We start from the raw sequence: 19,025 nt of genomic DNA, 5'->3' as shown, positions 1-19,025 counted from the left end.
ATGTCCGTAAAACCACTGGTCGTTTCCATCATGGGACCGACCGCGTCCGGCAAAACTGCGGCGGCACTCGCCGTCGCGGAAAAGATTCCTGCCGAAATCATTTCGGTCGATTCCGCCCTCGTCTATCGCGAAATGGATATAGGCACCGCCAAGCCCAGCGCGGAAGAACTGGCGCAAGTACCGCATCACCTGATCGACATCCTCGACCCGCTCGATTCGTATTCCGTCATGCAATTCCGTCAGGATGCGATACGCCTGGCGACAGAAATCAGCGCACGCGGCAAGTTGCCACTGCTGGTCGGCGGCACCATGTTGTACTTCAAAGGCTTGAAGGATGGACTGGATGCACTGCCGCAGGCGGATGCCGCCTTGCGCGCAGAACTGGATGCGGAAGCGGCAGCGATAGGCTATCCAGCCATGCACGCGAAGCTGGCGGCACTCGATCCGATTACTGCAGAGCGCCTGAAACCAAACGACTCACAACGCATACAGCGCGCACTGGAAATCATCGCCCTCACCGGCCAGCCGATGTCGGCCTTGCTGGCACAGGCACCGAAGACCGAATTGCCTTTCACGCTATTGCCAATCGCGCTGGAACCGTCGGACCGCAGCGTCTTGCATGCACGCATCGCGACACGCTTCGATGCCATGCTGAAAGGCGGTGCCTTGCTGGATGAAGTCAAAGCCTTGCGCGCCCGCGGCGACCTGCACCTGGGCTTGCCATCGATGCGTTGCGTCGGTTATCGCCAGAGCTGGGAATACCTGGACGGCGCTTACAGCCTGGCCGAACTGCGGGAGCGCGGCATCGCCGCCACCCGGCAACTGGCAAAACGGCAGCTGACCTGGCTGCGCTCCATGGATGACCGGCACATCATTGATTGCCTGGCTCCTGACGCAAGCGGCGCCATCCTGCAACAAATAGAAATCGCGCAAAATCGCGCGTGATTGCAAATTCCACAAGCTTTTCCCGGCAGTGGAAACCCGCTTCCTGCACCGATTTCTTCGAATATCTGAGAACTAATAGGATTTGGATATTGACAGGAAGAGCCAAAAACGCGATAATTTTCGGCTATCTGGTGATATAGCTCAGTTGGTTAGAGCACAGCACTCATAATGCTGGGGTCGGTGGTTCAAATCCACCTATCACCACCAAGAACATGTTTTCGGGGCAACCCGGAACATACAAAAACCCGCTCTCAGCTTAGGCCGAAGCGGGTTTTTTGTTGCTTGCGAATGTTTCCTTACTTCGCCTGCACCTGCGGCTTGCGCGTATAAGTTTCCAGCAATTCAAATATCGCCATACCGAGCACCATCGCCGTCACGAAGATAACTGTTTTGCTATGCCCTATCACCAGTGAAGCCAGCGCCGGACCCGGGCAATAACCGGCCAGCCCCCAACCTACACCGAATGCCAGCCCACCAAGAACCAGACGGCGGTCTATCTGCTTCGCCTGCGGCAAACGCAGAGGATCACCAAGTAAAGTCGTACTGCGCTTGGCGGCAATGCGGAATGCAAACAAGCCGACCAAGATTGCCCCACCCATCACGAAGGCCAGCGACGGATCCCATTTACCGGCCAGGTCCAGGAAGCCGATGACCTTGGCCGGATTGGCCATGCCAGAAATGATCAGCCCGATCCCGAAAACCAGTCCCGCGAGTAATGCCATAAGAATTTGCATGAGCTTTCTCCTAGGCGATCAAGTGACGCACGATGTACACGGTCAGGAACCCTGCCGCCATGAAGGCCAGTGTCGCCACCAGTGAACGCAAGGACAGCCGCGATAAACCGCACACGCCATGACCGCTGGTGCAACCAGCACCGTAGCGCGTGCCCAGTCCTACCAGCAGGCCGGCGACCACCAGCGTCACATTGCTTGCATCTATCGTGGCATCCGGCAAAGGCTGGAACAATGCAAACACCAGCGGCGCCGCCATCAATCCCAGCAGGAAGGCGACACGCCACAACAGGTCACCCTTTACCGGTCGCAACAAGCCACCGAGGATGCCGCTGATGCCGGCAATCTTGCCGTTGAATAAAATGAACAATGCCGCTGCCAGCCCGATCAGCAAGCCGCCGGCCAGCGCATGCCAGGGCGTAAAGTGGATCCAGTCGATTGTCATGATTTTTTCCTTTTGCCCGGGGCGCAGAATTGTTGGTACAGCACTGCTATCACTGCCATCGCCTCTTTGCTCGCCATGCTGTAATAAATCTGTTTGCCATCGCGTCGCGTATGTACCAACTGTTCTTCGCGCAATACCGTCAACTGCTGCGATAAAGTCGGTTGCCGTATTTCAGTCATCGCTTCCAGTTCGCTGACGCAATATTCACCCTCACACAACTGGCACAGCAAGAGCAATCTATCCCGATTGGATAGGGTCTTCAGCAAGCCACATGCCTTGGAAGCCGCATTCTGCAAGGCTTCCAGGTCCACACTGTCAGTCGTACTCACGCCGGCACCCACTCCTTCAATCCTGTTCAACACAAAACAATATGCAATATTTTAATATATATTTATGTATATTATTAAAGAAAAATAAAGCAGCCATCCCTGTGGCTGCCCTTGCTGAAAGCGTCGCATGTCATGGTGGCGGACATTCTTTCACTGCACCTTTGACCGCCCCACCCAGCTTCTTTGCAGCGGCAATTTTTCGCGCGGACATATCAAAAGCGTTATCCAGGTAACCACCATAGACACCCGCGATATCGCCGCCGACAATAGACGGTGCCAGCATGCAACCGGCAGCGTCTACGAAGATCACGGTAGGCGCGGCGATCACCTTATACCTTTGCGCAATGCTGCGCGGACTGCCGGTTGTACGATCGAAATTCCGCAGGCTTTGCGTACTGCTGATATCGACTTCACGGATGACAGGACGTTGCTTCGGCGTGCTATCGCGCAATAAAGGCTGTAAATAATTATTCCGCACCACGTGGCAGAAGGGGCAGCCCGGTAGCGAAAAAAACAGGATGATGGGCTTGTCTTCGCGTTGCGCCTGCACCGCGTCGGCGGCCAGGTCACTGAGCATAGGGACAGTAATCGGTTTGCTATCGGCAGCAACGTTGCCAGTCAGCAGCAGGCACAAGAGCCATAGGACACCTAATCTCATATGCATTAATCCTGCTGCGCGAACTTGGCTATATCGTCAAAGTCTTCATCGAAGATTTCGCCTACATCAACGCGCCGCAACATGCCGCGTTTATCGAATACATAGTTGACCGGCAAACCCTGGCGTTTGCCCAGTACACGTTCCAGCGCCAGGTAATCCAAGGTAACCGGATGCGTCAATTGATACTTCTGCACCCATTTCAAGGCTTTGTCTTTTTGTTGCGGATCTTTGGTTTCGATGTTGACGCCGATGACGATCAGCTTGTCGGCATTCTTGCTATACAGCTTTTGCAATTTCGGAGCTTCATTCGCACAGAACGGACAATAGGAAGCGAAGTAGCTGATGACCACGAGCTTGCCGCGCAGGCTGGCAGGATTGATGGTCTTGCCATCCAGTGTAGTTAATGTTGGCAGTACCGGCATATCGCCCGGCCTGGCATCGGCTGCATATACCCAACCGCCCACGACCATACTGGCCAATAGCAGGCAGCGCGATACAAACAGGATCAGGCGGTTACACATGCTGCGCACCTAGAAGTGATGTCAGCCTAAGGTCGCGCAATGACGCGACGCCAGCTTCAGTACTTGGGGAAATACAATTTACTCTTATCCAGCTTGTAACTCCATGGCAAACCGGCATTCTTCCAGCCATTCACCACGCGTCGCCCCGCTTGCGGCCCGGTCTTCGCCAGGTCGCCTTCGAAACCGTCAACCACCGTATACACTTTGGTGTAACCGAGGTCCGTCAATAAATTGGCGGCGCGCGAACTGCGATCACCGGAACGACAGATCAGGATTACAGTATCGTTTTTACCGAGGCCGGCAGCCGTCATACGACGCGCCAGTTCCGGTCCGAAATCACTATTGACGTCCAGCTTGAAGCGACCATTCTTGTCATCCCAGGGCGCATCATCCGGATGTTCGACGTACGGGATGCTGGCATCAACAATAGTCGGCATACCGACATACGAGATTTCACCACGCGTACGTACATCGACGAAGTAAGCCTTGTCCGCCATCTTTTGCTTAAGTGCGTAGGCTTCTTTCGCATCGAGGTAAAGCGCTGCCTTGGTCTGCTTGATATCCGGCACTTGTGCCGCATCAAAAGCAAATGCCGAGAAACAAGTCGCACCCAGCAGCAATACCGCCATCCATTTCTTCATATCCAGTTACCTCAATTCGCGATGCCGGGATTGCCATCCATGCCGACGATACGCGGTGTATTCAGTTTGCGCGGTGTCACCACCTTGTTGGTACGCAACCATTGCGCGACGACATCCCATACTGGTTCGCCGGATGCACCTTCGGCGACCGGGGCCCAGCCTGCGACCTTGTAAGTCTTGCTTGCATCGATCAGCTTGCCGTCCAGGCGCATGTCCTGGATGCGCGCACCCATTTTTTCTTTTGGTGCAATCGTGTAACTCATGCCACCGACACGCACCATATCTCCACCTTGCTGATAATAAGGATCCGGATTGAACAGATTGTCTGCCACATCTTCCAGAATCGTTTTGATGGTAGAGCCGCTCATATCCGTCAGCGTGCTGTATGAATAGGTGGTCGCGGTCTGGTCCATCAGGTGTTCCATCAGGATAGGACTGTCCGGCAACAAGGACGTACCCCAGCGGAAGCCCGGCGAGAATGCGATGTCCGCACCTTTGACGTCCATCAGCGCGTCGACGATCAGTTGATCGAAGGTGCCGTTGAAATTGCCACGACGGTACAAGGTACCTTCAGTCATCGCGAGGCGTTCATTCAGTTTGGATTCATAAGGTGCTCGGATCTTGTTGATCAATGCATCCATATTCTTGTCGGCCGGCAGGAAGTTGGAAAACACCGGCAACAGACGATATTTATAACCCTGGACTTTGCCACCGCGCACATCGAAGTCGAGCACACCGAGGAATTTGCTATTGCTGCCGGCATTCGTGACCAGGGTCTTGCCGCCCGGATTGCTGACGATGACCGGTGCCGGCATACCGTCATGCGTATGGCCGCCCATGATGGCGTCGATACCACGTACGCGCGATGCCATTTTCAGGTCCACGTCCATGCCGTTATGCGAGAGCACGACGACAACTTTGGCACCCTTGCTGCGTGCTTCGTCGACCATCTTTTGCATATTCTCTTCCTGGATACCGAAACTCCATTCCGGTACCAGGTAGCGTGGATTCGCAATCGGCGTATACGGGAAAGCCTGGCCGATGATGGCGATCTGTACGCCGTTCATTTCCTTCAGCACATACGGCGGGAATACCGGATCGCCAAAATCGGTGGTCTTGATGTTTTGCGCAACAAAATCGACCTTGCCCTTGAAATCTTTTTCAACGATTTCCTTGACGCGCTTATCGCCCAGCGTCATTTCCCAGTGCGCAGTCATGACATCGACACCCAGCTCCAGGCAGGCGTCGACCATATCCTGGCCGTTAGTCCATAAGGCGGTGGCCGAACCCTGCCAGGTATCGCCGCCATCCAGCAGCAAGGCACCGGGACGACCGGCCTTCATGCGTTTGACGAGTGTCGACAAATGCGCAAAGCCGCCGACCTTGCCATAGGTTTGCGCGGCTTTTTCAAAGTTCAGGTAAGTAAAGGCATAGGCTTCCGGCGTATTCGGTTTGACGCCGATTTCCTTCAGTAATTTTTCGCCGACCAGATGCGGCATGCGCCCTACCGCGTCGCCGATGCCAAGGTTGACATTCGGTTCGCGGAAATAAATCGGTTTCAATTGCGCATGGCAATCGGTGAAGTGCAAAAAGTGGACATTGCCGAATCGCGGCACGTCGTACAGTTTGGCGGCCGAAGGTGCAGCCAGCGCGCCCTTGGAATCCAGCAACATACCGCCTGCAGCTGCGATACCCATGACCTGAATGAACTCACGACGATTCAAACCCATTTTTTCCTCTGATTGTTCGGTAGACGACCTCGCCATCCTTGCATAGGCAAGTCACGCGACAAGGCGATGAAGGACGAAGCGCAGCAGGCAGCACTGCGCTTCGAACTTCGGATTGCTTACTTATTGACGGGCGAAGCCGGATCCAGCAGCAAGGCCATCACATCCTTGATTTGCTTCTCTTGCAGGATGCCGTTATGGCCGAAGCGCGGCATGTTCGAACATGCGGTGAAAGCCTGTGCGTTATAAATCTTGGCCCAGGTGTACTTCAGCATGTCTTCGCTCTGGCCGCGGATTTTCCCGTATTGATAAAGGGAAGGACCAATATTGCCAAAGGAAATTTCCGCCTTGCTGATCTGGTGACAGGCGTAGCAGTTACCGCCATTGACGCTGCCAACTGCGTCCGACGACTGCATGCCGCGACCGTTCTGTGCGATTTTTTCACCTTCTTTCCAATCGCCCAGGTACTTGCCGTCCGCCGGATACTTGACCTGCTTCAGTTGCGAAGCTTCCAGTGCAGCCGCCTTGTCTTTCGGCGCGTCGCTCGGATACTCGCTGCACAATTGCTGTGCTTCGTCCTGGTTCAGCATACGTTCCATCGTAGCCGGACCTTTGGACTTGAAGTCAGCCTTCAGCATGGCAATGGTTTCCTTGCCATAGTCGGTATCCGCTGCCACTGTGGCGCAACCTGCGATGGTTGCGACCGTCGCTATCATGATGCCTATTTTTTTCATATCGCCTCCCTATCGTTTCAGCGCTGGGCCGTTATAGACACCACCGTCCGCGCTCTTGGCCAGGAACATCGTCACGGCCGTGATCACGTCAGAACCGTACAGCGGTTCCGGGAAGCGTTGCTGACGGAAGCAATCGTTGAGGCGATGCTGCATGGTGCGCACTTCGCCTTGCGAGACGCGATAAGCAGGCCAGGTGCCATAAGCGGCCTGGGCATTGCTCTTGTTCAGCAAGTTGGGGAGGTCCTGCAGGCGGATACGCTGGTTATCGACTGCATGGCAGGTAGCACAGGCAAAGTCATGCGAACCGGCGCGATAGAAGAAAATCTTCTTGCCGATTTCGTAGGCACGCTTTTCTTCCGGATGCGCAGTCGACACCGACATCTTCATGCCGCGCGATTCGGACGTGATGTAGGCTACCATCGGTTCGATATCGGATGGCTTGCCGGCGGAACCAAACGGCATTTTCACCGCCTGCTCGCGCGTCAGGCCCTGCAGGTTCATACGGCAATAGATCAGCCGCTGCTCCAGGTCCATGACCTTGTTGACGTCCTTGAAGTAACGCGGCAATTCGGCATAAGCGCCTTTCACCACGCCGGCACCCTTGCCCAGATCGCATTGTTCCAGGCTGACATTTTTCGGTCCGGCTTTGGTGCGCCATAATTCTTCACCGCGCATTTCCCATAATTCAGCGGGATTACCGTCAGCCAGCAGCTGGCGATACTTGGCAATCTCATCTGTAGTCGATTGCGCCATTACAGATGCAGTTGCGCTGATCGCGACCGCTGCAAATAGATACAAGCTTCTCTGTCTCATTACGCCCTCCTCAAATTTAAGTGGATGCGGTCTGGTGCCACATTCGTATCACTCGGGTACTGCTACTCCCGTTTGCTTGCGTATATTTCTTAACTACACTCGGCTTCAGGAAACTGCTGCTTCATCGGTACGGCTGTCACCGGTGTTGTCGGTCCAGGTAATGGCGATCTTGTCGCCTTTGGCACCACCCTTGAACTTGAACGACAAGAACGGATCTTTCGAAATCGACGTACCCATCAACATATCGAGCACGACCTTGTCATTGCATTTGGCGGTCAGTGTCTGGATGAAGTGCGCCGGTACAGCTTTGCCGGAAGCGTCTTTGCGCTGGCCGGTTTCCATATCGTGACGCATCAGGACTTTGACTTCTACGACGTCGCCAGTTGCATTGGCGCGTATGCGCATCGGATTTCCCATGATATTTCCCTCAAAAATTGGTGTGGATAACTAGCAGGCGTGATTAACCGCCGCAGCCGCCGAGAGTGACCTTGATCTCTTTACTGGCGATCAGCCACTTGCCGTTTGCCTTGACCAGTGCATGCACGTTCGAGGTACCGCCCATCTTGACGCGGGTACTGACATTGGCTTCCGTGCCGGCAGGCAGGGTCATGGTGGCGGACAGTGGTGTCGGGTTTTTCTCCACCAGGATGGCCATGAATTCGGTGTTCGGCACATTGCTCGATACCGAGACTGGAACGACTGCACCGTTTTCCGCGATATCAGGACCGTTGACGGCGATATCGGTGCTGATTGCCGCTTTGTCCGCGCCCAGCGCCGCCAATGCTTCCTGCAGCGATTTCGCATCGAAGCCGCTGGATTTCCAATCAGCTGCGAGTACATCCGTAGGCTTCAATATACCGGCTGAAATAGCCAATCCGAGTACCGTTGCAATACGCAACGCGTCACGTCGTTTCTGATTCATTAGATTCTCCTCTTGAAAAATTGATGCCATCGCGAGATGGCACGCCTGCCACTTACTTCACTTGCGCCAGTGCTTTGGTCAAACGATCCTTGTTCATGACAAAGCTCTTCGACAGCTTGTCGGCTTCGGCTTTGGCTGCATCCAGATTAGTCGGTTTGCCGACCTGGATCACGCCTGCCATGCCCATGGTTTTATGTGGATCGCAGACATAAACATACACGCCATCTTGCGTGAGCGACACAACAATTTCTTCATCCATCTTGCCTTTCCATTCCTTCGCACCGGCAGGTACCAGGACGGATGCGCTGTTGTGCGCTGCATCAGTTTTGATGAATTTAACAGTGTCACCTTTTTCAGCTTTCAGGAAGGTAGGCTCGAATGACATCATGCCGTCTTTGCCGTTATTTACCATCTTCACCTGATGCTCGGCAGCCGACACGCTCAATGAAAACAATGCCAGGGTCATAGCGCTTACCAGTTTGTACATTTACATCTCCTCGTTTTAGTTTTGGTTGATACACATACGCATTACTGCTTGTTTTGCAAATTGCTTTACTACTTATTCTTCGCCGGCTTTATTTCGCGCCGCCGATGATCCAGCCGACCAGCGTCTTGATGTCTTCATCCTTGACATGTGCCTGTGCCGGCATAGGGATAGGACCCCACGCGCCGGTGCTGCCGTTTTTGATCTTCGCTGTCAGTGCTGCCGGTGCTGCTGCATCGCCCTTGTACTTGGCAGCGATTTCATTAAAGCCGGGACCGATGATTTTGTTGCTGACGCCATGGCAAGCCACACATGCATATTGCTTGGCCAATGCCAGACCATCCACTTTGGCCGGAGCCGCAGGCTTGGCCGGTGCAGCCATGGCCAGCTTCTGGTCAGCGGAAATTGCCGAGATCGGTTTGGTCGATGCAGGCTTGGTGGTATCGACGCCGCGTACTTCACCGAAGGTACGGTTTTGCAGCTGGATATTGCCGTGTGCATTCCGCGATGGCTCAGGCAGGGTCGAACGCAAATCCGTACTGGTTTTGCAATCCTTCATGCAAGCCACGCTTTTCACATCAGGCTTGCCCTTGATATCCCACATGCCATGATTACGCGTCATGCCATTCCGGTTCGGCATCAGCTGCTGCACTTCGGCGATATTCTTGTCCGACAAGGTGAAGTCGTCGGGCAGGATTTCTGCCATGTTCAGGATGTAAGCCGTGACCGCATAGACTTCTTCCGTCGTCAGCGATTTCGGTGCAGTCCATGGCATCGCACGATTGATGTAGTCCCACAGCGTCGATACCGTCGGCACTTTCATGATGGTGGTGCGTTGCGGTTGCTTGTTGTTCGACAAGGCAGCTACATGACCGCTTTTGATATCTTCCTTGGTGGTGCCACCGACGATAGGTGTGAATACTTCGTTCGATTCACCGAAGGTACCGTGGCAGGATGCGCACTTGCCTTCCCACACCGCCATGCCTTTGGCTACGGTACCGGAGCCTGGTGGCAAGCCTTTGAAGTCGGGACGCACATCAATATCCCACGCAGCAATTTCCTTCGTCGTCGCTGGACGTCCGATATTCGTATATGCCGCCTGCGCCAATACCATCGTGCTGCTGGTCGCCAGCAACAGCGCGACGACAGTTTTAGTAAACCTGTACATTCGACACCTCGCCTGATTCCGACACTTTCCACGATTGGATTGCGTTGTTGTGATAAATGGAACGCGTACCACGCACTGCGCGCAATTCATTGATCTTCGGCTGTACGTAACCGGTGTCATCAATCGCACGCGATTGCAGTACCACCGGTGAACCATCCCACACCCAGTTGATATTGAAACGCGTCAGGCACTTGGTATTGACCGGACCTTCCAGCCTTGCGGTGCGCCAGTTGCGGCCACCGTCGACCGAGACATCGACGCGCTTGATCTTGCCGCGCCCCGACCACGCAAGGCCGGTGATGTTGTAAAAGCCTTTGTCCAGCAGCATCTGGCCGGCGGACGGCGTGGTAATGACCGATTTGCATTCCTGGATCGAGGTGTACTGGCGGTACATGCCATCCGGCATCGAATCGATGTAGTGGATGGCTTCATCCTTGGTGCCGTATTCCTTGTCGCCGACTTCGATGCGACGCAGCCATTTGACCCAGGACACGCCTTGCACGCCCGGCACAACCAGGCGCAATGGATAACCGTTTTCCGGACGCAGCATTTCGCCGTTCATGCCCCACGCCACGATCACATCATCAAGCGCGCGGTCCATGCTGATGGTGCGCGTCATGCTGGAACCATCCGCGCCTTCGGCGAGGATGAATTTGCCATTCTTTTTGTCGTAACCACAGTCTTCCAGCAATACCGACAGCGGCACACCGGTGAATTCGCAGCAGCTCAGCATGCCATGCGAATACTGCACGGTAGGCACGGCCACATTGCCCCACTCCATCGCGGTATTGGCACCGCATTCGATGAAATGCATACGAGAGACCGAAGGCAGGCGCATCAAGTCATCCATCGTATAAACCTTGGGATTCTTTACCAGACCGTTGATCATGAAGCGATGCTTGCTCGGATCTATATCGTGCCAGCCTTGATGATGCCGTTCGAAATGCAAGCCGCTGGGTGTGATGATGCCGAACAGGCCCTGCAGCGGTGCGAATGAAACCGAAGCCGCCGATACACGTGTCAGTCCCGGCGACTCACGACGCAAAAGATTGGTTTCGTATTTGGACGGCACGCCGTAACCATTGGTCGCTACCGCCTGACCCAGGGTGGTGGAATGCTCGGGGAGATTCAGTATATTCGGATCGCCGTCACCAATGGCGGCCGCGCCGCCTTGTGCAAAGCTGACACCACTTGCCATTGCAGCGCTCGCTGCCAGAAAACTTTTGCGCAGGAAGCCCCTGCGCTCTTCACTCAAACCATTTGCTGTAATTTCCTGTGCCACTACTGGGTCCAGGAAATTTTCAGGCGCGCGTATTAAGCGGCCCGCCTTGATTGCATCCTTTGTCATCCGTCGTCTCCTACGGCAGTTTGTTTAATTATGTGCCTATATAACTATATGCGCATATAAGGATGATATGAACTATTTTTTGTTTTTATTTTTTTATTAGGCTGCGACGCGTCGCTTACGCGCCACGACTGGCAGTTGCACTACCGGCGATGGCATGCCTATCTGCGCAGCCACACGCCCACATACTGCTTTGCACAAATCTACCGTCTTCTCATCGTCAACGCGATAGTAAACCTGTGTACCCTCCTTGCGACGTGCAAGGATTTTTGCCCGGTACAGCATATTGATCTGGCGTGACACATTTGCCTGTGTCGATTCAACTTCATTGACGATGTCGCCTACCGAGCGTTCACCGTTGCACACCGCGTAGAGGATTTTCAGACGTGTGGGCTCGCACAGCAAAGAGAAGTAATTCGCCACTTCTTCGAATAGCTCACTCATATCTTCTTTGTTGAAATTTTTATCCACAACACACGTCCACTAATTTAGTTAAATATTGGCTTACCCAAATCCGGCATCGTTTAAAGCCGGATCAGGCATTATGGTTTGATGTAGGCATAACCTTCTTGTATCTGCAGGCGCGCCACTTCAGCTACGCCGGATGGAACAATCTTGGCTTCCGGTATGACTTGCTTCTTGTCTATCTTGCGCGTTTCCAGCGTGTTATTGCAAATGCGGAATTCCACGTGATCGCGATCGGTCAGCTCTTGCACTGCAATATCATACGGATTGCCGTTCTTGTTCTTTGCGCCTTCCAGCAGGAAATCAATGCCGGCACCATGCGCGACCACCACGATCTTGGCTTTCGGGCTGGCATTGAGGTGATTGCGGATATTGTTCAGGGCCTGCGTCGCTACTGCGCTATCGGTGATGTGATATACCACTTTTTCTTCACGATCAGCGGCAACGGCCAGGCCGACTGTGGCGCAAAAAAGCAACAGGAATGCTGTACGTATCAGTTTCATCATCGTCTCCTTTTATATACCGCTCTCAGTCCGGTGCGTTTTAACGCTTATCCAGGCTTTCTTTTTCCATCAGTATGTAGGTGCCGTAGGCATTCAGGCGATTGGCCTGCTCAAATGCAGGATACTTCGCAAACCCGGACCAGTCCACTTTTGCATACGCTGCATCAAACGGCACCATGTCAGCCACGGCCTCACCCATTTGCTTGCGCAGGAAAATCAGGTAATCACGCGTCAACTGCATATCCTGCATCGGCTGGCTGGACATTTTGCCATGTCCGGGTATGACCAGCGCCGGCTTTACTTCCAGCATCCGGTCCAGCGCTTCCAGCCAGACCTTGCTGTTGGCTTCACCGACAAATGGAATCCGCCCGGTAAAGAACAAATCACCGGCAAACAGTACCTTGTCTTCTTCTACATACAACATGATGTCTTCCGGCGAATGTGCACCACTGGAATCAATGATGCGGAAATGCATACCGCCCATTTCGAAAGGCATCACTTTGCCATCCTTGAAACTCAGCCAACGATCCGCCGGTACCAGCTGCGTATTCTCATTCACCCACGGCGCCAGGTCCTTGCGGCGCTGCTGCAGCCTTTCTTGCGTCAGGTCGGAGCCCAGTGCGGCGCGGCCGTTTTCATGCGCCCACACTTCCGCACCTTGTGCCTTGAAAGCCTGCAAGCCGTAGAAATGGTCAGCATGGTAATGACTGATGATGACGCGCTTGACCGGCAAAGGCGTAATTCTCTTGATTGCCTTCAACATTGCGCCGCCCAGGACCGGCGTCGCCAATGCATCAAATACAACAACACCGTCTTTCGTTACGACGAAACCGGCATTCGACATGAAACCCTTGTTGGCGGCACTGGCCATGCCGGCCGTCCCCTGGAAGTAGTACACGTGCGGGGAAACCTTGATCGGACGCAATGTGATGTCGTCGGCTGCGAGCGCTGTACCGGCACCGAATAGCGCCAAGGCCAGCAATAGCAAGCCGCAAACCTTGTGGTAACTCTGCCGGTAACCCTGCATATCGTCTCCTCGGCGTCGACTGGAAGCAATCGCGCTCAATTTAATTATATAGTTATATACGCAAATACTACCAAAGCAAACGGACTTCGCCCAGCCTTGTTTAAAACTCGCCCTGCGCGCCCCGTTCCATCATTTTCCACATGGTATCGCGCACCTGCATCACGGATTTGCGTAAATCGGGCGGCAGCTTGCGCCCCATTTTGATCAGCATGTCCATATTCAAGGCATAGATCCACAGCCCGTCATCCTTTTCCACCACCGTCAGGCGGCATGGCATATAAGCCGCCATGTGCGGGCTGAAATCGACCATCTGGCGCGCAATCATCGGGCTGCAGTAGGAATACACCTTGAGGAATTTTTCCGGCTTGCCCGAGCGCAGCGACAATTCTTTCGACAAATAGAATTCACCGACTGCCTTGATATTGTCTTCTGCGGCGACACTGGTGAAAGCCTGCTCCACTTCGGCTATGGTCACGCCATCCTTGACCTTGCGTTCCCAGGTAGTCGCGGCGGCGATATCACCTTCCGAGTCGACCCAGCGGCTCCAGACGCTCATCGCTTCGGCACCGGAGCCGTCTTCCGTATTATGGATAGCGCGCAGCGTACCGCACGCAGTCAAGCTGGCGAGTATGGCGGAGAGTGACAGTAGCTTGATCCAGTGACTTATTTTCATTACGGCTAATCTGACTTGCGAATCTGACTTATTGAAAGGCTGGCGCGGCAGTCTGTGCTGCATTTCGCTTCAGCAGCCGTACTATACCGCGCCTGGCGGCCATTCCCTATCAGGAAATGCAGCACGCCGCGCACAGCGACGAATTGCAAATCCTTCAGGAAGCTACCGGCTTACTGACTCAGGCCGCGTGCATCTATCTCCCAAATGCACTCCACTACATCGCGCCGGTAGCCGACATATTGCTGATACAAATTGGCAGTCGGATCACAATGTCCCGGAATCAGGAACAGGCGTTCGCCCAAGTAATCACGCGTGTCACCAGCCGCAATCTGCAGTATCCCATGCTCATCATTGGCCGCCTTATATTGCAATTGGCCACCATGATCACCCGGCCGCAGCACGGGCAAACCCGAATCCACCGCCACTCCCTTGAGGCCGACATCGCACACCGCCATGCCGGGCTTGCCGGTACTCATGACGGTACTCGCGATAAACAGGCTATGCGCCGGTTTCCAGCCGCCCTGCCAATCCTTGGAACCGTAATCACCATCCATGAAGACATAAGAGCCGGGCTGGATTTCCGTATATACGCCGCTGCTCACATCGAATTCCGCAGTGCCGGTACCGCCGCCGGTGATGACATCGCAAGCAATACCGCGTGCGGCGAGGAACTGTACATACTGTGCTGTTGCCTGTGCCGCCGTTTCTGCCGCCTGCCTGCGCTGCTCCCAACTTGCCAGATGCTGGATACCACCGTGATACGCCTGCAAGCCGCCAAAACGCAAACCTTTATGCGCGACGATACGATCCACCAGTGCCGCCAGCGCATCATTGCCCTTGACGCCGCAACGCCCCTGCCCGATATCCACTTCCGGTAATACGGTAATCGAGACACCCGCCTGCGTCGCGGCCAGCCCCAGCGCTTCCACCTGTGCCACATGATCGACGCAAACGCTCAGGCGTACGTAATTGGCCAGCTCGATCGCCATCGCCACCTTGTCGGCGCCGACGAATTCATTACTGATATGGATGCTCAACACACCCTTGGCCGCGAAAGGATAAGCCTCGCTCATTTTTTGGCAGCACACGCCGACCGCACCCAGTTCCAGTTGGCGCAATGCAATCGCCGTCGATTTATGCGCCTTCGCATGCGGCCGCAGCGCCACACCGTGGCGTCGCGCCAGTTCAGCCATGCGCTGGGTATTGGCATCAAAGGCATCCAGGTCCAGCACCAGCGCCGGTGTACTGACTGAAGAAACAGGATCGCCGATACGGGCAAAGGGGGGTGGCTTCAATGCTGAAACGTCTTTCATGGGTGCTCCTGATTAATAAGTAAGGCTTTTTCATCGATGAAATTTCCGTCTATCAACACTTCCATGAGATAGCCGGGTTTTGTACTCAAAATGCCGTTTTTGCAGCCTTGCGCAAAAAAATCAAAAAAATTTCCGCGATCCGGCATCCAGTAATTGACATTTTTTCTCAAATGTATATTGTATTCAATATTCTAAATGCATAGATCGCAAAATTTGCGCTTCCATGTTTTCGGGACAAATTAGTACGGCTGAAATGAGAAAGGCGCGCCAGACGCATGGCATTTCAGCTGAAAAACGAATTCAGATGCGGGCATCGTTGTGCGCTACTGATGCAGTAGATAGTCAAAAAATGGGCATCAACCCACATACAGGAGACAACATCATGCAGAAAAATATCATTCGCCAGCCTATGAAAGTCGGCCTCTTCCTCACCACGATGTGCTGTGCCCTCAGCGCCTCGGCCTGGGAACCGACCAAACCGGTCGAACTGGTCGTACCTTTCAGTGCCGGCGGTGCTTCCGACCAGATGGCGCGCTCGATCCAGGGCATCATCACCAAGCACAACCTGATGAAGCAACCCATCATCGTGCAAAACAAGGCCGGCGCCAGCGGCGCGGAAGGCTTGCTGGACCTGAAAGCCTCCAAAGGCGACCCGAACAAAATCATCGTCGCATCCTCGTCGATTTACACCACCCCACTCGCTACCAACCTGCCATTCAATTGGAAGGACCTGACACCGATCGCGATGATCGCGCAGGATGCATTCGTACTGTGGACCAATACCCAGGCCGGCTATAAAACGCCTATGGCTTACATCGACGATGTAAAGAAAAAGCCGGAAACCTTCAAGATGGGCGGCACCAGCTCCAAACGCGAAGATCACATGATTACCATGATGATAGAAAAGCAGACCGGTGCGAAATTCCTTTACATCCCATATAAAGGCGGCGGCGAAGCGGCAACCCAGTTGTCCGGCAACCACATCAATTCCGACACCAACAATCCTTCCGAATCCGTTTCGCAATGGCGCGCGGGTGAACACCAGGCACTGTGCGTGTTCTCGGACAAACGCATCAGCTACACCGCCAAAGTCACGGCAACCCAGGGCTGGTCCGACATTCCTACCTGCAAGGAACAAGGTTTGAACGTCAGCTATGAAATGCTGCGTATTTTCATGATGCCGGGCGGCGTCAAACCGGAACAAACTCAGTTCTACGTTGACCTGCTGCAAAAAGTCGTTGCGACCCCGGAGTGGAAAACCTATCTGGAAAAGAACGCACTCAAACCGGAGTTCGTGACTGGTGCCCAGCTCAATGCCTTCCTGACCAAGGATGAGCAGTTGCATCGCGAAATCATGAAAGACGCGGGCTTCCTGCTCACCAAGTAATTCACCGTCATCACCCTGGCCCAATGACCGGCATATCCTGCCGTCGTCGTTGGGCCTCATCACGGACTAACGAATATGAATCCTTCAGACACTCCCGCAGAAGCAGAGAGAGAGTCCTCTCCCACTGTCATTACCATCCGTAACGCAGAGATCCTGGTTGCGATTACGCTCGCTGTTGTATCCCTGGTCACAATCTGGAGTAACTATCAACTCGGCGCAGGCTGGAGTTCTTACGGCCCTGACGCCGGTTACTTCCCGCTGCGCCTCGGTGTAGTCATCCTGCTCGCCAGCATCGTCGTCCTGGTACATGCAATACGCGACAACGACCAGACCCCTTTCCTCGAAATCGCGCAGGCACGCCTGGTTGCGGTCATCCTGGTACCGCTGGTCATTTTTGTTTTTGCCATCGCCTATCTCGGCATCTACGTAGCATCCATCATCTTCATCGCTGCCTTCATGCTCTTCCTCGGCAAATTCCCGTGGTGGAAAGCGGCCAGCGTCTCGATCATCCTGATGCTGGTGTTCTTTTTTGTTTTCGAGATTCAATTCAAGGTGCCGCTGCCCAAGGGTCCGATTGAAAACTGGCTAGGCTTCTGAGGAAAAAACATGGAAGAACTTAACTCACTCATGACGGGCTTCGGCCACGTCCTCAGCTGGCACAATATTGCATTGATGTTCATCGGCATCCTGCTTGGTATCGTGGTCGGCGTACTCCCTGGTCTCGGCGGTCCGAATGGCGTTGCCATCCTGCTGCCGCTGACTTTTTCGATGAACCCGACCTCCGCCATCATCCTGCTGTCCTGTATTTACTGGGGTGCATTATTCGGTGGCGCGATTACCTCCATCCTCTTCAATATCCCCGGGGAGGCGTGGTCGGTGGCCACTACCTTCGATGGTTATCCGCTGGCACAACAAGGCAAGGCCGGACAGGCGTTAACATCCGCTTTCACCGGCTCCTGCATCGGTGCATTGTTCGGCGTTATCGTCATCACCTTCCTGGCACCGGTCGTCGCCAAGTTTGCCTTGCGCTTCGGTCCGCCGGAATTCTTTGCCGTCTACTTCCTGACCTTCTGCAGCTTCATCGGCATGGGCAAGGAACCGAAAGCAAAGATCATCATTTCGATGTGCGTCGGCTTCATGCTGGCGGCAGTCGGTATGGATACCGTCTCCGGACAGTTGCGCATGACGTATGACATCCCTGATTTGCTGCGCGGCTTCGACTTCCTGGTTGCGGTGATCGGTTTGTTTGGCGTCAGTGAAATCCTGATCACGATGGAAGAAGGCCTGGCATTCAAGGGCAAGAAAGCCTCCATCGACCTCAAGGTCGTCTTCAAGACATGGGCACAAATGCCGCGCTACTGGATGACCCTGCTGCGTTCGTCGGTCATCGGTTGCTGGCTCGGCATTACACCGGGTGGCGCCGTCGCTGCATCCTTCATGGGTTACGGCATGGCGAAGAAGCTGTCGCGCGATTCGGCATCCTTCGGCAAAGGCAATATTGAAGGCGTACTGGCACCAGAAACCGCAGCCCACGCTGCCGGCACCAGCGCACTGCTGCCTATGCTGGCACTCGGCATCCCGGGTTCTGCAACGGCCGCGGTCCTGCTCGGCGGCCTGATGATCTGGGGCTTGCAACCGGGCCCTATGCTGTTCGTTGAACAGAAGGACTTCGTCTGGAGCCTGATCGCCAGTATGTATCTCGGCAATATCGTCGGCCTGCTGGTGGTGTTGAGTACAGTACCGCTGTTCGCTGCCATCCTGCGCATTCCGTTTTCCATCATTGCGCCGGCCATCATGGTGATTTGTGCAATCGGTGCTTATACGGTGCACGGTGCCGAATTTGATATCTGGCTGATGGTGATCTTTGGTGTGATCGGCTACATCTTCAAGAAGCTGCAGTATCCGTTGGCACCACTGGTGTTGGCACTGGTACTTGGCGATCGCGCAGAAGATGCGTTCCGTCAAACCATGGTTGGCTCCAAAGGCGCGCTCGGCGTGTTCTGGGGTAGCGGCCTGGTCGGTACCGTCATGACCCTGGCAGTCATCGCCCTGGTCTGGCCTGTCATCAGCAGCATTATCAGCAACCTGCGTCAGACACGCCAAAAGCCTGCCTGATTGGTTTAATGGATAGGGAGCTACCGCTCCCTTCCAACAAACAAAAAAGCCTGGAGAGTGATCTCCAGGCTTTTTTCTT

The 19,025-nt window shown here is 54.4% G+C and carries 23 protein-coding genes and 1 tRNA gene; 5 read left to right on the top strand and 19 right to left on the bottom strand.

Annotated elements, in window-relative coordinates:
* Nucleotides 1-945 carry a tRNA (adenosine(37)-N6)-dimethylallyltransferase MiaA gene (gene miaA, locus ACFQPC_RS17735; RefSeq protein WP_382273148.1) on the top strand — a complete coding sequence of 315 codons (945 nt, stop codon included), beginning with the start codon at nucleotides 1-3 and terminating at the stop codon, nucleotides 943-945.
* Nucleotides 946-1,075: 130 nt separating this feature from the next.
* Nucleotides 1,076-1,152: transfer RNA gene (locus ACFQPC_RS17730), tRNA-Met, on the top strand.
* 89 nt (nucleotides 1,153-1,241) lie between these two features.
* Here the strand turns inward: ACFQPC_RS17730 and ACFQPC_RS17725 are convergent.
* The 19 genes from ACFQPC_RS17725 to ACFQPC_RS17635 form a co-directional block, all read right to left on the bottom strand.
* Nucleotides 1,242-1,679 carry a YeeE/YedE family protein gene (locus tag ACFQPC_RS17725; protein WP_382273147.1) on the bottom strand — a complete coding sequence of 146 codons (438 nt, stop codon included), beginning with the start codon at nucleotides 1,677-1,679 and terminating at the stop codon, nucleotides 1,242-1,244.
* Between the two features lie 10 nt (nucleotides 1,680-1,689).
* Entirely contained in the window at nucleotides 1,690-2,121 is a 432-nt protein-coding gene (locus ACFQPC_RS17720) for a YeeE/YedE family protein (RefSeq protein WP_382273146.1), read from the bottom strand.
* Entirely contained in the window at nucleotides 2,118-2,450 is a 333-nt protein-coding gene (locus ACFQPC_RS17715) for an ArsR/SmtB family transcription factor (protein WP_382273145.1), read from the bottom strand. The genes ACFQPC_RS17720 and ACFQPC_RS17715 overlap by 4 nt, the downstream gene beginning before the upstream one ends.
* A gap of 130 nt (nucleotides 2,451-2,580) precedes the next feature.
* Nucleotides 2,581-3,108 carry a thioredoxin family protein gene (locus tag ACFQPC_RS17710; RefSeq protein ID WP_382273144.1) on the bottom strand — a complete coding sequence of 176 codons (528 nt, stop codon included), beginning with the start codon at nucleotides 3,106-3,108 and terminating at the stop codon, nucleotides 2,581-2,583.
* Between the two features lie 5 nt (nucleotides 3,109-3,113).
* Nucleotides 3,114-3,629 carry a TlpA disulfide reductase family protein gene (locus ACFQPC_RS17705; RefSeq protein ID WP_382273143.1) on the bottom strand — a complete coding sequence of 172 codons (516 nt, stop codon included), beginning with the start codon at nucleotides 3,627-3,629 and terminating at the stop codon, nucleotides 3,114-3,116.
* A gap of 56 nt (nucleotides 3,630-3,685) precedes the next feature.
* A complete protein-coding gene (locus ACFQPC_RS17700; RefSeq protein WP_382273142.1) occupies nucleotides 3,686-4,270 on the bottom strand; it encodes a rhodanese-like domain-containing protein in 585 nt (194 codons plus the stop codon).
* 11 nt (nucleotides 4,271-4,281) lie between these two features.
* Nucleotides 4,282-6,000 carry a thiosulfohydrolase SoxB gene (gene soxB, locus ACFQPC_RS17695; RefSeq protein WP_382273141.1) on the bottom strand — a complete coding sequence of 573 codons (1,719 nt, stop codon included), beginning with the start codon at nucleotides 5,998-6,000 and terminating at the stop codon, nucleotides 4,282-4,284.
* 116 nt (nucleotides 6,001-6,116) lie between these two features.
* Nucleotides 6,117-6,713, bottom strand: a complete 597-nt coding sequence (gene soxX / locus ACFQPC_RS17690) for a sulfur oxidation c-type cytochrome SoxX (RefSeq protein WP_012078317.1) — start codon at nucleotides 6,711-6,713, stop codon at nucleotides 6,117-6,119.
* 27 nt (nucleotides 6,714-6,740) lie between these two features.
* Nucleotides 6,741-7,544 carry a sulfur oxidation c-type cytochrome SoxA gene (gene soxA / locus ACFQPC_RS17685; protein ID WP_012078316.1) on the bottom strand — a complete coding sequence of 268 codons (804 nt, stop codon included), beginning with the start codon at nucleotides 7,542-7,544 and terminating at the stop codon, nucleotides 6,741-6,743.
* A 105-nt stretch (nucleotides 7,545-7,649) separates the two neighbouring features.
* The gene (gene soxZ / locus ACFQPC_RS17680; protein WP_012078315.1) at nucleotides 7,650-7,961 is read right to left on the bottom strand and encodes a thiosulfate oxidation carrier complex protein SoxZ; all 312 of its coding nucleotides are present in this window, start codon (nucleotides 7,959-7,961) and stop codon (nucleotides 7,650-7,652) included.
* A 43-nt stretch (nucleotides 7,962-8,004) separates the two neighbouring features.
* The gene (gene soxY, locus ACFQPC_RS17675) at nucleotides 8,005-8,466 is read right to left on the bottom strand and encodes a thiosulfate oxidation carrier protein SoxY (protein ID WP_195875180.1); all 462 of its coding nucleotides are present in this window, start codon (nucleotides 8,464-8,466) and stop codon (nucleotides 8,005-8,007) included.
* Nucleotides 8,467-8,518: 52 nt separating this feature from the next.
* Nucleotides 8,519-8,953 carry a pseudoazurin gene (locus ACFQPC_RS17670; protein WP_012078313.1) on the bottom strand — a complete coding sequence of 145 codons (435 nt, stop codon included), beginning with the start codon at nucleotides 8,951-8,953 and terminating at the stop codon, nucleotides 8,519-8,521.
* Between the two features lie 88 nt (nucleotides 8,954-9,041).
* Complete coding sequence (locus tag ACFQPC_RS17665; RefSeq protein ID WP_382273140.1) at nucleotides 9,042-10,118, bottom strand: c-type cytochrome; 1,077 nt, start codon at nucleotides 10,116-10,118, stop codon at nucleotides 9,042-9,044.
* Nucleotides 10,102-11,466 carry a sulfite dehydrogenase gene (soxC, locus tag ACFQPC_RS17660; RefSeq protein WP_382273139.1) on the bottom strand — a complete coding sequence of 455 codons (1,365 nt, stop codon included), beginning with the start codon at nucleotides 11,464-11,466 and terminating at the stop codon, nucleotides 10,102-10,104. The genes ACFQPC_RS17665 and soxC overlap by 17 nt, the downstream gene beginning before the upstream one ends.
* A gap of 96 nt (nucleotides 11,467-11,562) precedes the next feature.
* Nucleotides 11,563-11,907, bottom strand: coding sequence for an ArsR/SmtB family transcription factor (locus tag ACFQPC_RS17655; protein ID WP_382273138.1), 345 nt, complete (start codon nucleotides 11,905-11,907; stop codon nucleotides 11,563-11,565).
* A 98-nt stretch (nucleotides 11,908-12,005) separates the two neighbouring features.
* Complete coding sequence (locus ACFQPC_RS17650; RefSeq protein ID WP_012078309.1) at nucleotides 12,006-12,431, bottom strand: DsrE family protein; 426 nt, start codon at nucleotides 12,429-12,431, stop codon at nucleotides 12,006-12,008.
* 40 nt (nucleotides 12,432-12,471) lie between these two features.
* Nucleotides 12,472-13,458: an MBL fold metallo-hydrolase gene (locus ACFQPC_RS17645; protein ID WP_382273137.1), complete on the bottom strand. Its 987-nt coding sequence runs from the start codon at nucleotides 13,456-13,458 to the stop codon at nucleotides 12,472-12,474.
* Between the two features lie 100 nt (nucleotides 13,459-13,558).
* Nucleotides 13,559-14,131, bottom strand: coding sequence for a DUF302 domain-containing protein (locus ACFQPC_RS17640; protein ID WP_382273136.1), 573 nt, complete (start codon nucleotides 14,129-14,131; stop codon nucleotides 13,559-13,561).
* Nucleotides 14,132-14,301: 170 nt separating this feature from the next.
* Nucleotides 14,302-15,444 (bottom strand): DSD1 family PLP-dependent enzyme, encoded by a 1,143-nt coding sequence (locus tag ACFQPC_RS17635; RefSeq protein ID WP_382273135.1) that lies wholly within the window; start codon nucleotides 15,442-15,444, stop codon nucleotides 14,302-14,304.
* Nucleotides 15,445-15,826: 382 nt separating this feature from the next.
* Here ACFQPC_RS17635 and ACFQPC_RS17630 point away from each other — a divergent pair, with 382 nt between their 5' ends.
* From ACFQPC_RS17630 to ACFQPC_RS17620, 3 genes are all read left to right on the top strand, one after another.
* A complete protein-coding gene (locus tag ACFQPC_RS17630) occupies nucleotides 15,827-16,831 on the top strand; it encodes a Bug family tripartite tricarboxylate transporter substrate binding protein (RefSeq protein ID WP_382273134.1) in 1,005 nt (334 codons plus the stop codon).
* 75 nt (nucleotides 16,832-16,906) lie between these two features.
* A complete protein-coding gene (locus ACFQPC_RS17625) occupies nucleotides 16,907-17,428 on the top strand; it encodes a tripartite tricarboxylate transporter TctB family protein (RefSeq protein WP_012078304.1) in 522 nt (173 codons plus the stop codon).
* A gap of 9 nt (nucleotides 17,429-17,437) precedes the next feature.
* Entirely contained in the window at nucleotides 17,438-18,946 is a 1,509-nt protein-coding gene (locus ACFQPC_RS17620) for a tripartite tricarboxylate transporter permease (protein WP_382273133.1), read from the top strand.
* Nucleotides 18,947-19,025 lie beyond the last annotated feature (79 nt).

The organism is Herminiimonas glaciei (assembly GCF_042664955.1).
GTDB classification, from domain to species: Bacteria; Pseudomonadota; Gammaproteobacteria; order Burkholderiales; family Burkholderiaceae_D; genus Oxalicibacterium; species Oxalicibacterium glaciei.
This window is presented reverse-complemented; position numbering and strand designations above follow the sequence as displayed.

Coding starts and splice junctions, on each gene's coding strand:
- miaA (WP_382273148.1), top strand. CDS start 1: ATGTCCGTAAAACCACTGGTCGTTTCCATCATGGGACCGACCGCGTCC.
- ACFQPC_RS17725 (WP_382273147.1), bottom strand. CDS start 1,679: ATGCAAATTCTTATGGCATTACTCGCGGGACTGGTTTTCGGGATCGGG.
- ACFQPC_RS17720 (WP_382273146.1), bottom strand. CDS start 2,121: ATGACAATCGACTGGATCCACTTTACGCCCTGGCATGCGCTGGCCGGC.
- ACFQPC_RS17710 (WP_382273144.1), bottom strand. CDS start 3,108: ATGAGATTAGGTGTCCTATGGCTCTTGTGCCTGCTGCTGACTGGCAAC.
- ACFQPC_RS17705 (WP_382273143.1), bottom strand. CDS start 3,629: ATGTGTAACCGCCTGATCCTGTTTGTATCGCGCTGCCTGCTATTGGCC.
- ACFQPC_RS17700 (WP_382273142.1), bottom strand. CDS start 4,270: ATGAAGAAATGGATGGCGGTATTGCTGCTGGGTGCGACTTGTTTCTCG.
- soxB (WP_382273141.1), bottom strand. CDS start 6,000: ATGGGTTTGAATCGTCGTGAGTTCATTCAGGTCATGGGTATCGCAGCT.
- soxX (WP_012078317.1), bottom strand. CDS start 6,713: ATGATAGCGACGGTCGCAACCATCGCAGGTTGCGCCACAGTGGCAGCG.
- soxA (WP_012078316.1), bottom strand. CDS start 7,544: ATGAGACAGAGAAGCTTGTATCTATTTGCAGCGGTCGCGATCAGCGCA.
- soxZ (WP_012078315.1), bottom strand. CDS start 7,961: ATGGGAAATCCGATGCGCATACGCGCCAATGCAACTGGCGACGTCGTA.
- soxY (WP_195875180.1), bottom strand. CDS start 8,466: ATGAATCAGAAACGACGTGACGCGTTGCGTATTGCAACGGTACTCGGA.
- ACFQPC_RS17670 (WP_012078313.1), bottom strand. CDS start 8,953: ATGTACAAACTGGTAAGCGCTATGACCCTGGCATTGTTTTCATTGAGC.
- ACFQPC_RS17665 (WP_382273140.1), bottom strand. CDS start 10,118: ATGTACAGGTTTACTAAAACTGTCGTCGCGCTGTTGCTGGCGACCAGC.
- soxC (WP_382273139.1), bottom strand. CDS start 11,466: ATGACAAAGGATGCAATCAAGGCGGGCCGCTTAATACGCGCGCCTGAA.
- ACFQPC_RS17655 (WP_382273138.1), bottom strand. CDS start 11,907: ATGAGTGAGCTATTCGAAGAAGTGGCGAATTACTTCTCTTTGCTGTGC.
- ACFQPC_RS17650 (WP_012078309.1), bottom strand. CDS start 12,431: ATGAAACTGATACGTACAGCATTCCTGTTGCTTTTTTGCGCCACAGTC.
- ACFQPC_RS17645 (WP_382273137.1), bottom strand. CDS start 13,458: ATGCAGGGTTACCGGCAGAGTTACCACAAGGTTTGCGGCTTGCTATTG.
- ACFQPC_RS17640 (WP_382273136.1), bottom strand. CDS start 14,131: ATGAAAATAAGTCACTGGATCAAGCTACTGTCACTCTCCGCCATACTC.
- ACFQPC_RS17635 (WP_382273135.1), bottom strand. CDS start 15,444: ATGAAAGACGTTTCAGCATTGAAGCCACCCCCCTTTGCCCGTATCGGC.
- ACFQPC_RS17630 (WP_382273134.1), top strand. CDS start 15,827: ATGCAGAAAAATATCATTCGCCAGCCTATGAAAGTCGGCCTCTTCCTC.
- ACFQPC_RS17625 (WP_012078304.1), top strand. CDS start 16,907: ATGAATCCTTCAGACACTCCCGCAGAAGCAGAGAGAGAGTCCTCTCCC.
- ACFQPC_RS17620 (WP_382273133.1), top strand. CDS start 17,438: ATGGAAGAACTTAACTCACTCATGACGGGCTTCGGCCACGTCCTCAGC.